This window comes from Micromonospora arida (assembly GCF_042873195.1).
Taxonomy (GTDB): Bacteria; Actinomycetota; Actinomycetes; order Mycobacteriales; family Micromonosporaceae; genus Micromonospora; species Micromonospora arida.
Map to the genome: position 1 here is coordinate 1 of NZ_JBIALC010000022.1, position 12,538 is coordinate 12,538.

Sequence of the window (12,538 nt, forward strand, 5' to 3'; positions counted from 1 at the left end):
CACCCGCTTCGACAAACTCGCCGTCCGCTACGAAGCCACCGTTCACATCGCCGCGATCAACGAGTGGCTGTAACCGACTTCGACACAGGCCCTAGACAGCTCCTCGACTGGCTGGCAGACCTGATCCGAGGGGGCCTTCCGCCGGTCCGGCAGGCCGCCGCCGGAGCCATCGGGTGGTCGGCGACGCGCGATGTGCAGGCGGCCCTCGACAGGGTGGGGGAATTGGCCCGGGAACGGCGGGCTGGGGTCCGGCAAGCGGCAGCGATCGTGCTGGTCGCGATGGCCATGCAGCCGACGTTGCGCTATCGGGTTCGCGCCGAGCTCGACCAGTGGGCCGCTGGGCCGGCAGCGCATCTACAGGACACCGTGGCGCGCGCGTACGGCCTCGGATTGGCCCGGCTCTGGCCGGACGCGGCGTTGACGCAGTTGCGCCAGGTCGCGCAGGCCCGGATGCAGCGACGGAACAACTCCGTCGTCCGAGGGCTGTTCGAGGTATATCAAAACGGTCATGCTGCGAGCGTCGTGCCGGCCCTGGTGGGCTGGACGGCGTCCCCCGATCCCGAGGTGCAACTCCACGCCGCGCGGACTCTGCGGGTGCTCGCGGACCGTTGGGCGGAACCGCCCAGAGAGCACTGGCCGGAGCTGCTGTACCTGGTCGATCAGGGAACGATCCGTCTGGCCGACTTGGCCGTGCTCTGGGCGGTCGCCCTCAGCCTGCCGAAGACGGCGTACCGGTCGTGGCGAACCCTCGGCTTCTGGTTGGACCGGGCGGACCGGCAGCCGGTCGTCGCCGGCCACTGCCTTGAGCTCGTGCGTCACGTGATTGTCGGACAGCCCGCACTGCGTCATCGCCTGGACCATCAGCTCCACCACGTATGGCGTCCCGTGATGCCCCACAACGACCTGCTCGACGACGTACAACGACTGATCGATGAGGAGACACGATGACCATGGGTCCCGCCGGTGGTCCCGGCACGAGGCCATTCGTACCCCAGCAGATGGAACGTCGTCGTTGGTGGCATGCGCTCTTCCCGCCGGCTGAGCTCCCCCTCCCTCCCGCCCCGCCACCGCCGGTCGTCCCCACCACGGCGACGTTTCGTCAGGAGGCCCCGGGGCCGATCCTGGTGCCGGCGAAGGGGGACGCGTTCGACTTCCGCCTGCACGTCGTCTACAACTGGACCGCGCAGAACATGACCTACGAGGAGTTGCGGTTCCGCGCGGAGCGTTACCTGGGCTGGGCTGCCGGGATAGTGCGGGAGCGGGCGGTGGGCCTGGCGCGCGAACACGAACCTCACCGCTCGCACGATCTCGAGCGCGCGCTGAACGGCCGTCTCGGTGGCCAACGCTGGCCACGCGAGGGCGCGGTGCCACACTTCAGTGTGCTCATTCGCGTCAGCCCGGACGAGCGGGTCCGGGAGCGGCTCCGGCCGTACTGGGAGGATCGGATCAGGCTCGAGTGTGATCACGAGTTGCAGAAGATCAGGGCGACCCAGGCGGATGAGCTGACTCGACGCTGGTGCGCGGTGCTGCAGAATCTCGAGGACGACCCGGTCACCTCGCACGCGGCGCGGCTGACCGGTGAGCAGTTCGCCGAGGTGTTCCGCCGGTACGTGGAGGAACGTCGGGAAACCGTACCTGATCTCGTGAAGCTCCTTCGGGAGGCGGTTCGTGGGCATGGCGACCTCGGTATGGGGCCGAGTGAATACACGGAGGCATGGGATGCGGCCCTGCGGACGTACGAGCGTCAGCACGGGTTGTCCGAGCCGGTGAACTGACACGCGGCGTCCTCTGCCGGGATCGTCCGGCAGAGGACACCGAGGGCGTTGATCGGCGTGACCCACCTGCTCATTACCATGCACTGCACTGCATGAACTTGCACTCGTGAGTCGTCCTTGTTAATCTTCGCTGCATAGTCATGCGGAGGTGAGTATGGGGATCCGAGTCGCGGTCGCCGGAGCGAGCGGGTACGCCGGTGGTGAGCTGCTGCGCCTGATCGCCGGGCACCCGGAGTTCGACCTTGTCGCCGCCACCGCACACAGCCAGGCCGGGCACCGCGTCGACGTGGTGCACCCGCAGCTCACCGGGCTCGACCTGGTGCTCGGCGAGACCGATCCGGCAGTCCTGGCCGACGCGGACCTGGTCTTCCTGGCCCTGCCGCACGGCCAGTCGGCGGCCCTCGCGGCCCAGCTTCCGGCCGAGGTGCGCATCGTCGACCTGGGCGCCGATCACCGGCTCGCCGACCCGTACGCCTGGGCGCAGTACTACGGCGGCACGCACGCCGGGCAGTGGACCTACGGCCTGCCCGAGTTGCCCGGCCAGCGGGAGCTGATCGCCGACTCCATTCGGGTGGCGAACACCGGCTGCTACGCCGCCGCGATCACCCTGGCGCTCGCGCCGCTGATCGCCGACGGCGCGGCCAACCCCGCCGACGTCGTGGTGGTCGCCGCCTCCGGCACCTCCGGCGCCGGCCGGGCGGCCAAGGCGCACCTGTTGGCCAGCGAGGTGATGGGCGACCTGTCGCCGTACCGGGTCGGCACCCACCAGCACGTCCCGGAGATCAAGCAGGCCACCGGCGCGACCGGGCTGTCGTTCACCCCGGTCCTGGCGCCGATGCCGCGCGGCATCCTGGCCACCGTCACCGCGGCGCCGGCGCGCGGCGTCGACCCGCAGGAGGTGCTGGCCCGGGCGTACGCGGACGCGCCGTTCGTGCACGTGCTGCCGGAGGGCCGCTGGCCGCACACCGCCGCGACCCTGGGCTCCAACTCATGTCACCTACAGGCCACCGTCGACGTCGACTCGGGTCGTCTGATCGTGCTCAGCGCGTTGGACAACCTGGGCAAGGGCGCGGCCGGTCAGGCCGTACAGAACGCCAACCTGATGCTCGGCCTGCCGGAGACGACGGGCCTGTCGATATGGGGAGTCACCCCTTGAGCGTCACCACCCCTCGGGGGTTCCGGGCGGCCGGTGTGGCCGCCGGCCTCAAGACCAGCGGCGGCGCGGACGTCGCCCTGGTGGTCAACGACGGCCCGGACGCCGGAGTGGCCGGTGTCTTCACCACCAACCGGGTCAAGGCCGCGCCGGTGCTCTGGACCCAGCAGGTCGTGCAGGGCGGTGTGGTCCGCGCCGTGGTGCTCAACTCCGGTGGCGCCAACGCCTGCACCGGCCCGGCGGGCTTCCAGGACACGCACGCCACCGCCGAGCACACCGCCGCGGCGCTGACCTCGGTCAGCCCACGGCTGATCCTCGGCGCCGGTGAGGTCGCGGTCTGCTCGACCGGCCTGATCGGTGAGCGGCTGCCAATGCCGAAGCTGCTGCCAGGCGTCCGCTCGGCGATCCGTGGGCTGTCCCGCAACGGTGGCCCGGCCGCCGCCGAGGCGATCATGACCACCGACACCCGGCCGAAGACCACTGTGGCCCGGGGGAGTGGCTGGACGGTCGGCGGCATGGCCAAGGGCGCCGGGATGCTCGCGCCCGGGATGGCCACCATGCTCTGCGTGTTGACCACCGACGCGGTGGCTGGGCCGGCGACGCTGGACGAGGCGTTGCGGGCGGCCACCAGGGTCAGCTTCGACCGGGTCGACTCCGACGGCTGCATGTCCACCAACGACACGGTGCTGCTGCTGGCCAGCGGCGCGAGCGGCATCGAGCCGACGCCGGCCGAGCTGGCTGCCGCCGTCACCGCGGCCTGTCACGACCTGGCCCAGCAGTTGGTGGCCGACGCCGAGGGTGCCACCAAGCAGATCGCCATCGACGTGGTCGGCGCGGCGGACGAGGACGAGGCGGTTGAGGTCGGCCGTACGGTGGCCCGCAACAACCTGGTCAAGACGGCGTTGTTCGGCAACGACCCCAACTGGGGTCGGATCCTCGCCGCCGTCGGCACCACCGCCGCCGCGTTCGAGCCGGACGAGGTGGACGTGGCGGTCAACGGGGTGTGGGTGTGCCGGGGCGGCGCCGCCGCCGAGGACCGGTCGAAGGTCGACCTGACCGGGCGGGACGTGACCATCCGGATCGACCTGCACGCGGGTACGTCGGCCGCCACGATCTGGACCAACGACCTGTCCCACGCGTACGTGCACGAGAACTCGGCCTACTCCACGTGAGCGCGAGGAACGCAGCGCAGCGGAGTCCCGCAGTCGCGAACGGAAGGCGGGTGCGGTGAGCGCGAGGAACGCAGCGCAGCGGAGTCCCGCAGTCGCGAACGGAAGGCGGGCGCGGTGAGCGCGAGGAACGCAGCGCAGCGGAGTCCCGCAGTCGCGAACGAAAGGCCGGCGACATGAGTCTCAGCAGCGATTTGGCCCGCGCCCAGGTCAAGGCGGAGACGTTGATCGAGGCGCTGCCCTGGTTGGCACGCTTCACCGGCTCGACGGTCGTGGTCAAGTACGGCGGCAACGCGATGACCGATCCGGAGTTGCAGCGGGCGTTCGCGGCCGACATGGTCTTCCTGCGCTACGCCGGCCTGAAGCCCGTGGTGGTGCACGGCGGCGGTCCGCAGATCTCCGCCATGCTGGGTCGCCTCGGCATCGCCAGCGAGTTCCGGGGTGGTCTGCGGGTGACCACCGCCGAGGCGATGGACGTGGTCCGGATGGTGCTGGTCGGTCAGGTGGGCCGGGAGCTGGTGGGCCTGATCAACTCGCACGGTCCCTACGCCGTCGGCCTCTCGGGTGAGGACGCCCGGCTGTTCACCGCGGTGCGGCGTCCGGCGTACGTGGACGGGGTGCCGGTCGACGTGGGCCAGGTCGGGGACGTCGAGTCGGTCGACGTGTCCGCGGTGACCGATCTGATCGAGGCCGGTCGGATTCCGGTGATCTCCACGGTGGCGCCGGACGTGGAGGGTGTGCTGCACAACCTCAACGCGGACACCGCCGCCGCGGCGCTGGCCATCGCGTTGCGGGCCCGCAAGTTGGTCGTGCTCACCGACGTGGCCGGCCTGTACGCGGACTGGCCGGACACCACCAGCCTGGTCTCCGAGATCGCCGCGGACGACCTGGCCAAGATGCTGCCCAGCCTGGAGTCGGGGATGGTGCCGAAGATGGAGGCCTGTCTGCGGGCGGTGCGTGGGGGAGTGCCCGCCGCGCACGTCGTCGACGGCCGGGTGGCGCACTCCACGTTGCTTGAGGTGTTCACCTCGGAAGGGTTCGGAACGATGGTGGTGCCGGGAGACGGGACGGACGCGACATGAGCACGTTGGCGCAGCGGTGGAAACAGTCCATGATGGACAACTACGGCACGCCGCCGATGGCGTTGGTCTCCGGTCACGGTGCCGTCGTGGTCGACGACGCCGGCCGGGAATACCTGGACCTGGTGGGTGGCATCGCGGTCAACGCCCTCGGTCACGCCCACCCGGCGGTGGTGGCGGCGGTGTCGAAGCAGGTCGCGACCCTTGGGCACGTCTCCAACCTGTACGTGGCCGAGCCGCCGGTCGCCCTCGCCGAGCTGCTGTTGGCGCTCGCCGGCCGACCGGGCCGGGTGTTCTTCGCCAACTCGGGCGCGGAGGCGAACGAGGCGGCGTTCAAGCTCTCCCGACGCACCGGCCGCACCCACGTGGTGGCCACCAGGGGCGGCTTCCACGGCCGCACCATGGGCGCCCTCGCCCTGACCGGCCAACCGGCCAAGGCGGACCCGTTCCGGCCGCTGCCCGGCGAGGTGACCCACGTCGACTACGGCGATGTCGCCGCCCTCGACGCGGCCGTCTCCGAGGCCACCGCCATGGTGATCCTGGAACCCGTCCAGGGTGAGAACGGTGTGCTGGTCCCGCCGGCCGGCTACCTCGCCGCGGCCCGGCGGATCACCGCCCGGCACGGCGCGCTGCTGGTCCTCGACGAGGTGCAGACCGGCATCGGGCGCACCGGGCACTGGTTCGCGCACCAGGCCGAGGGTGTGGAGCCGGACGTGGTCACCCTGGCCAAGGGGTTGGGTGGCGGGCTGCCGATCGGCGCGACGCTGGCCTTCGGCCCCGCCGCGGACCTGCTCACCCCCGGCTCGCACGGCACCACGTTCGGCGGTAACCCGGTCAGTTGCGCGGCGGCGCTCGCCGTGGTGGCGACCATCGCCAACGAGGGCCTGCTCGACAACGTCAAGCGGGTCGGTGAGCGGCTGCGTCGCGGCATCGAGGCGCTGGGCCACCCGCTGATCGCCGAAGTGCGCGGGTCCGGTCTGCTGCTCGGTGTGGCGCTCACCGCGCCGGTGTCGTCGGTGCTGGCCGAGGCGCTGCGGGAAGCCGGCTTCCTGGTCAACCCGGTGCAGCCGGGTGTGATCCGGCTGGCCCCACCGCTGATCCTCACCGCTGCCCAGGCGGACACCTTCCTCGCGGCGCTGCCCGCCGCACTGGACGCGACCGCCCCGGCCGCCGCCGGCGCGCAGACCGCGCCAGCCACAGTGACCACCACGACGGGGACGACTCGATGACCCGGCACTTCCTGCGCGACGACGACCTCTCGCCGGCCGAACAGTCCGCGGTCCTCGACCTGGCGGCGCGGATGAAGGCGGACCGGTTCGGCCACCGGCCGCTGGTCGGCCCCCGCTCGGTGGCGGTGCTCTTCGACAAGCAGAGCCTGCGGACCAGGATCTCGTTCGACGCCGGCATCGCCGAGCTGGGCGGGCACCCCCTGGTGGTGGACACGCAGGTCACCCACTTCGGTCGTGGTGAGTCGCTCGCCGACGCGGGGCGGGTGCTGTCCCGCTACGTCGCGGCGATCGTGCTGCGGACCCACGGTGACGAGCGGATCGCCGAGGTGGCGGCGGGCGCCACCGTGCCGGTGGTCAACGCGCTCACCGACGGTTTCCACCCGTGCCAACTGCTGGCCGACCTGCTCACCATCCGGGAGCGGTGCGGTGGCACGGCCGGGCGCACCCTGGCGTACGTGGGGGACGGCGCGAACAACATGGCGCAGTCGTACCTGCTGGCCGGGGCGACCGCCGGGATGCACGTGCGGATCGCCGGCCCGGCCGGGTTCGCGCCGGACGCGGCAGTGGTGGAACGGGCCGCCCGGATCGGCGCGGAGACCGGCGGGTCGGTGCGGGTGCTGACCGACCCGGTCCAGGCGGTACGCGACGCCGACGTGCTGGCCACCGACACCTGGACGTCGATGGGGCAGGAGTCCGACGGGTTGGACCGGATCACCCCGTTCCTGCCGTACCAGGTCAACAAGGAGTTGCTCGGTCAGGCCGCACCGGACGCGATTGTGCTGCACTGCCTGCCCGCACACCGCGGCGAGGAGATCACCGACGAGGTGCTCGACGGCCCGCAGAGCGCGGTCTTCGACCAGGCGGAGAACCGGCTGCACGCGCAGAAGGCGCTGCTGACGTTCCTGCTGGGAACCGCGACGGGGGGTGCCGCGACCGGCGACACCGCGACCGGCGACACCGCCACCGGGGGGCCGCGATGACCGCGCCGCTGACTCGCGCGGCCCGGCACGCCCGGATCGTGGAGCTGATCCGCGACCGGTCGATCCGGTCGCAGACTGAGCTGGCCGACCTGCTCGCCGCCGACGGCGTGGGTGTCACCCAGGCCACCCTCTCGCGGGACCTGGAGGAGTTGGGCGCGGTCAAGGTGCGCGGCGGCGACGGCCCGGCCGTCTATCTGATCCCCGAGGACGGGCAGCGGCCGTTGCGTGACGCCGAGGCCGCGCCGGCCCGGCTGGTACGGCTGCTGCGCGAACTGCTCAACGGGGTCGACTCCAGCGGCAACATCGCCGTGCTGCGGACACCGCCGGGCGCAGCCCAGTACCTGGCCAGCGCGTTGGACCGGGCGGGCCTGCCAGAGATCGTCGGCACCATCGCCGGCGACGACACCATCCTCGTCGTGGCCCGGGAGGCCGTCGGCGGGGCCGCACTCGGAGACAAGCTCGCCGGCTGGGCCCGCCGGGAAGACACCGCTGAAGGGAACACCACGTCATGACCGAGCGGGTCGTCCTCGCGTACTCCGGCGGGTTGGACACCTCCGTCGCCATTCCGTACCTGTCCGAGCAGACCGGCGCCGAGGTGATCGCGGTCGCGGTCGACGTCGGGCAGGGCGGTGAGGATCTCGACGCCATCCGGCAGCGTGCCCTGGACTGCGGCGCCGCCGAGTCCGAGGTGGTGGACGCGCGCGACGAGTTCGCCGCCGACTACTGCCTGCCGGCGATCCGGGCCAACGCGCTCTACATGGACCGCTACCCCCTGGTGTCGGCGCTGTCCCGGCCGCTGATCGTCAAGCACCTGGTGGCGGCGGCGCGCAAGCACGGCGGCACGATCGTGTCGCACGGCTGCACCGGCAAGGGCAACGACCAGGTCCGGTTTGAGGTGGGCCTGAACGCGCTGGCCCCCGACCTGAAGATCATCGCGCCGGCCCGGGACTTCGCCTGGACCCGGGACAAGGCGATCGCCTTCGCCGAGGAGAAGGGGCTGCCGATCGACGTGTCGGCCACGTCGCCGTACTCGATCGACCAGAACCTGTGGGGTCGCGCGGTGGAGACCGGCTTCCTGGAGGACATCTGGAACGCCCCCGTCGAGGACCTCTACTCGTACACCTCCGACCCGGCCCAGGAGCGCGACCCCGACGAGGTCGTGATCACCTTCGACGGTGGCGTGCCGGTGGCGATCGACGGTGAGACGGTCACCCCGTACCAGGCGATCCTGGAGCTCAACCGGCGCGCCGGCGCTCAGGGCGTGGGCCGGCTCGACATGGTCGAGGACCGCCTGGTCGGTATCAAGAGCCGAGAGGTGTACGAGGCGCCCGGCGCGATCGCGCTGATCACCGCCCACCAGGAGTTGGAGGCGGTGACCGTCGAGCGGGACCTGGCCCGGTTCAAGAAGGGCGTCGACCAGCGCTGGGGCGAACTCGTCTACGACGGGCTGTGGTTCTCGCCGCTGAAGGACTCGCTGGACGCGTTCATCGACGACGCGCAGCGGCACGTGAGCGGCGAGGTACGGATGATCCTGCACGGCGGCCGGGCCACGGTGACCGGCCGGCGCTCCGAGGCGAGCCTCTACGACTTCCAGATGGCCACCTACGACACCGGCGACACCTTCGACCAGTCCCTGGCCAAGGGCTTCGTGCAGCTGTGGGGGCTGCCGAGCCGGATGGCCGCCGCTCGGGACGCCCGGTTGGGCGGTGGCGGCCAGTGACACGTGTGAGCGCGAAGACTGACCAAGCGCGGCGAGCGGGCCCCGCAGTCGCGAGCGAGAGGCAACCAACGCAATGATGGGCGACGTGGACGACAAGAGCCTGACCGAGAACAGCGCCGCCACCAACCGGACGAGCCTCTGGGGTGGCCGGTTCGCGGGTGGCCCCGCCGAGGCGCTCGCCCGACTGTCGGTGAGCGTGCAGTTCGACTGGCGCCTGGCCCCGTACGACATCGCCGGTTCCCGGGCGCACGCCCGGGTCCTCGCCGGCGCCGGCCTGCTCGATCCGGAGGAGCTGGGCCGGATGCTGGCCGCGCTGGACGACCTGGAGGCGGCCTGCGCCTCCGGAACGTTCCGCCCCACCATCGACGACGAGGACGTGCACACCGCGCTGGAGCGTGGTCTGCTGGAGCGTCTCGGCAGCCTCGGTGGCAAGCTGCGCGCCGGCCGGTCCCGCAACGACCAGGTCGCCACCGACCTGCGGCTCTACCTGCGCGATCACGCCCGGGGTGTGGCCAGCCGCCTGGTCGAGTTGGCGGAGGCGCTGGTCGAGCAGGCGGAGCGGCACATCGACACCGCCGCGCCGGGCATGACCCACCTCCAGCACGCCCAGCCGGTCACCTTCGGGCATTGGCTGCTCGCCCACGTGCAGCCACTGCTGCGCGATCTGGAGCGGCTGCGCGACTGGGACCACCGGGCGGCGATCAGTCCGCTCGGCGCGGGTGCCCTGGCCGGTTCCGGGCTCCCCCTGGACCCGGTGGCCGTGGCCAAGGAGCTGGGCTTCCGTACGTCGTTCGCCAACTCGATGGACGCCGTCGCCGACCGGGACTTCGTGGCCGAGTTCCTCTTCACCACCGCCCTGATCGGGGTGCACCTGTCCCGGCTCGGCGAGGAGGTGGTGCTCTGGACCTCGCACGAGTTCGGCTGGGTGGAGCTGGACGACTCCTTCGCGACCGGCTCGTCGATCATGCCGCAGAAGAAGAACGCGGACATCGCCGAGTTGGCCCGGGGCAAGTCCGGGCGTCTGGTCGGCGGCCTGATGACAGTGCTCACCATGCTCAAGGGCCTGCCGATGACCTACGACCGGGACATGCAGGAGGACAAGGAGCCGGCCTTCGACGCGGTCGACACCCTGGAGCTGCTGCTTCCGGCCCTGGCGGGAATGATCTCCACGATGACGGTCCGGGTGGACCGCCTCGTCGCCGCCGCCCCGGTCGGCTTCTCCCTCGCCACCGAGGTCGCCGACTGGCTGGTCCGACGCAACGTGCCGTTCCGCGACGCGCACGAGATCACCGGCCAGTTGGTGGCGCTCTGCGCGGCTCGGGAGTGCGAGCTGAACGACGTCTCCGACGAGGACCTGGCCGCGATCAGCGGGCACCTCGACCCGTCGGTGCGCGACGTGCTGTCGGTCCGTTCGGCTCTCGCTGCCCGGACCACGCCCGGTTCCACCGGGCCCGGCCCGGTCGCCGACCAGCTCGCCGCCGCGGCGGACCGGCTGGCCAGCTGGCGGGAGTGGGCCTCCGAGCGGGTCGTTCCGCGCTGACCTGTGCCGTGGCGTCGGCGCCGGCCGCCGGCGCCGCGGCGGTTCAGGCCGTCGGGCGCTCCCGCTTGGGGAGCTTGGCCACCACCATGTCGTACGACGAGTCGACCGCCTCGGTCAGCTCCTCGTCGTCGATCCCGCCGTCCAGGCGCAGCGTGTTCCACCCGGACCGGCCGATGTAGGGCATCACGCTGGCGTCGCCGGGGTGTCGGTGCAGCCACTCGTCGGCCACCTCCCGGGTCGGCCCGCACTTGATGCCGACCGTCGGCTTGCCGCTGTCGCTGCCGAGGAACGCGAAGATCCGGCTGCCCACCTTCACCACCTCGTCGCCCTCCCACGGTTGGTCCAGCCACGCTCCCGGCTTGGCCAGGCAGTACGCCAGCATCTCCGCGCGCTCCATGGGTGCCTCCTCGTCGTGCGCACAGTGTGCCCGTCGAATCGCCGTCGCACGAGCACCGTGCCGATCCCGCCCGGCCCACCCGTTCTCGGCCCCCGCCCGCTCTCTTGGCCCGCCCCGCCCCGCCCGGCCCGCCCCGGCCCGCCCCGCCCGGTCCGCCCCGCCCGGTCCGCCCCGCCCGCCCGGCCCGGCCGGCCCGGCCCGGTCCGGTCCGCCCCGGCAAGATCGTGCTCGATCCAGGATCCAGTGGCCTCCGCCGAGATTGAGGCCACTACTTCCAGGTTCGAGCACGATCTTGCAGTACGAGCGCGGTCAGGGGGTCTGCTCGGCCGAGCGGGCGGCGACCCGCTCGTAGCGCTGCCGGGCCGCCTGTGCGCTGCCCAGCCCCAGCCCGTACGCGATCGCCTGCCAGGTCAGCCCCCGGTCGCGGGCCAGCGTCAGCAGGCCGGCCTCCAGGGCGTCCAGCTCGGCGCGGACGTGGGGCAGCAGGGTCAGCGCGGCGGTCAGGTCGGCGGCGTCGATCGGCTCCTCCGCGGGTTCGCGCTCGGCCCCGCCGGCGGCCAGCGCGGTGACCAGGGCGACCGCCTCCCACGGGTCGAGCACGTACGGGTGGGCCCACCGGCCCCGCCGCGTGTCGGTCCCGGCATGCCGCTCACTGATCCGCTGTAACGCCTCGTACGTGCGGTGGGCGCGGGCACGGCTCGGATCCGGCGCGGTGAAGGTGTCCTCGGTTGTCATACTCCGAGCACACCCCATCAACGAATCATTGTCAACAGATTGTTCAAGTCTCCACCGTCCCGGACGGGTGTCGGGGCGGCGGGATAGGTACCGTCGGGGACATGGCCCTGTCCTCCGGTGACCGCACCACCGACACCGACCTGGCGGCGCTGGCGGACCTGCTCGCCGGCCCACTGCTGCCGGCGGCGCGCGGGCTGCTGGGTTGCCGACTGCACACCGGCGGGGTCACCGTCCGGATCACCGAGGTCGAGGCGTACGCGGGAAGTGGCGGCGATCCCGCCTCGCACGCCCACCGGGGCCGCACCCCGCGCAACGCCGTGATGTTCGGCCCCGCCGGGTACGCCTACGTCTACTTCACCTACGGGATGCACTGGTGCATGAACGTGGTCACCGGGGTCGAGGGGGAGGCCTCCGCCGTGCTGCTGCGTGCCGGTGAGGTGGTCGACGGGCTGGCCACGGCACGGGAGCGCCGGCCGGCCATCCGGCGGGACCTGGACCTGGCCCGCGGGCCCGCCCGGCTCTGCTCCGCGCTCGGCGTCGACCGCGAGGCGTACGGGGCGTACCTGCTCGGCGACGGGCCGGTCCGCCTGCGGCCCCCGGCCCGGCCGGTGCCGCCGGAGGCGGTGGTCGAGGGCCCTCGGGTCGGGGTGACGGGTGCCCACGACCTGCCCTGGCGGTTCTGGCTCGACGGCGATCCCACGGTCAGCGCGTACCGCCGGCACGTGCCCCGCATCCGGCGCTGAGCGCCCCCGGCGTGTGGG

At 72.2% G+C, this 12,538-nt stretch carries 13 protein-coding genes; 11 read left to right on the plus strand and 2 right to left on the minus strand.

Going from position 1 to position 12,538, the window contains the following annotated elements; all coding sequences use genetic code 11:
* The 10 genes from ACFYP0_RS32950 to argH all read left to right on the plus strand — a co-directional run.
* The coding region (locus ACFYP0_RS32950) for a hypothetical protein (protein WP_386998496.1) at positions 1 to 948 on the plus strand (948 nt) is incomplete at its 5' end.
* Positions 945 to 1,775, plus strand: coding sequence for a hypothetical protein (locus tag ACFYP0_RS32955; RefSeq protein ID WP_386998497.1), 831 nt, complete (start codon positions 945 to 947; stop codon positions 1,773 to 1,775). The genes ACFYP0_RS32950 and ACFYP0_RS32955, both read left to right, overlap by 4 nt.
* 154 nt (positions 1,776 to 1,929) lie before the next feature.
* Positions 1,930 to 2,931: an N-acetyl-gamma-glutamyl-phosphate reductase gene (argC, locus tag ACFYP0_RS32960; protein WP_386998498.1), complete on the plus strand. Its 1,002-nt coding sequence runs from the start codon at positions 1,930 to 1,932 to the stop codon at positions 2,929 to 2,931.
* On the plus strand, positions 2,928 to 4,100 hold the full coding sequence (gene argJ, locus ACFYP0_RS32965) for a bifunctional glutamate N-acetyltransferase/amino-acid acetyltransferase ArgJ (RefSeq protein WP_124856537.1): 1,173 nt from the start codon (positions 2,928 to 2,930) through the stop codon (positions 4,098 to 4,100). Before argC ends, argJ begins: the two co-directional genes overlap by 4 nt.
* Positions 4,101 to 4,273: 173 nt before the next feature.
* Positions 4,274 to 5,179: an acetylglutamate kinase gene (gene argB / locus ACFYP0_RS32970; RefSeq protein ID WP_386998499.1), complete on the plus strand. Its 906-nt coding sequence runs from the start codon at positions 4,274 to 4,276 to the stop codon at positions 5,177 to 5,179.
* A complete protein-coding gene (locus tag ACFYP0_RS32975) occupies positions 5,176 to 6,405 on the plus strand; it encodes an acetylornithine transaminase (protein ID WP_355500038.1) in 1,230 nt (409 codons plus the stop codon). The genes argB and ACFYP0_RS32975 overlap by 4 nt, the downstream gene beginning before the upstream one ends.
* Entirely contained in the window at positions 6,402 to 7,385 is a 984-nt protein-coding gene (argF, locus tag ACFYP0_RS32980) for an ornithine carbamoyltransferase (protein WP_355500035.1), read from the plus strand. Before ACFYP0_RS32975 ends, argF begins: the two co-directional genes overlap by 4 nt.
* Complete coding sequence (locus ACFYP0_RS32985) at positions 7,382 to 7,897, plus strand: arginine repressor (protein ID WP_091402010.1); 516 nt, start codon at positions 7,382 to 7,384, stop codon at positions 7,895 to 7,897. Before argF ends, ACFYP0_RS32985 begins: the two co-directional genes overlap by 4 nt.
* On the plus strand, positions 7,894 to 9,105 hold the full coding sequence (locus ACFYP0_RS32990) for an argininosuccinate synthase (RefSeq protein ID WP_355500032.1): 1,212 nt from the start codon (positions 7,894 to 7,896) through the stop codon (positions 9,103 to 9,105). Before ACFYP0_RS32985 ends, ACFYP0_RS32990 begins: the two co-directional genes overlap by 4 nt.
* 76 nt (positions 9,106 to 9,181) lie before the next feature.
* Positions 9,182 to 10,645, plus strand: coding sequence for an argininosuccinate lyase (gene argH, locus ACFYP0_RS32995; protein WP_124856544.1), 1,464 nt, complete (start codon positions 9,182 to 9,184; stop codon positions 10,643 to 10,645).
* A gap of 43 nt (positions 10,646 to 10,688) precedes the next feature.
* On the opposite strand, the gene ACFYP0_RS33000 is transcribed toward argH, so the two are convergent.
* Positions 10,689 to 11,042 (minus strand): MmcQ/YjbR family DNA-binding protein, encoded by a 354-nt coding sequence (locus ACFYP0_RS33000; protein WP_386998500.1) that lies wholly within the window; start codon positions 11,040 to 11,042, stop codon positions 10,689 to 10,691.
* Between the two features lie 309 nt (positions 11,043 to 11,351).
* Entirely contained in the window at positions 11,352 to 11,777 is a 426-nt protein-coding gene (locus ACFYP0_RS33005) for a DNA-binding protein (RefSeq protein ID WP_386998501.1), read from the minus strand.
* Between the two features lie 101 nt (positions 11,778 to 11,878).
* Here ACFYP0_RS33005 and ACFYP0_RS33010 point away from each other — a divergent pair, with 101 nt between their 5' ends.
* Entirely contained in the window at positions 11,879 to 12,520 is a 642-nt protein-coding gene (locus ACFYP0_RS33010) for a DNA-3-methyladenine glycosylase (RefSeq protein ID WP_386998502.1), read from the plus strand.
* The last annotated feature ends 18 nt before the right edge of the window (positions 12,521 to 12,538 follow it).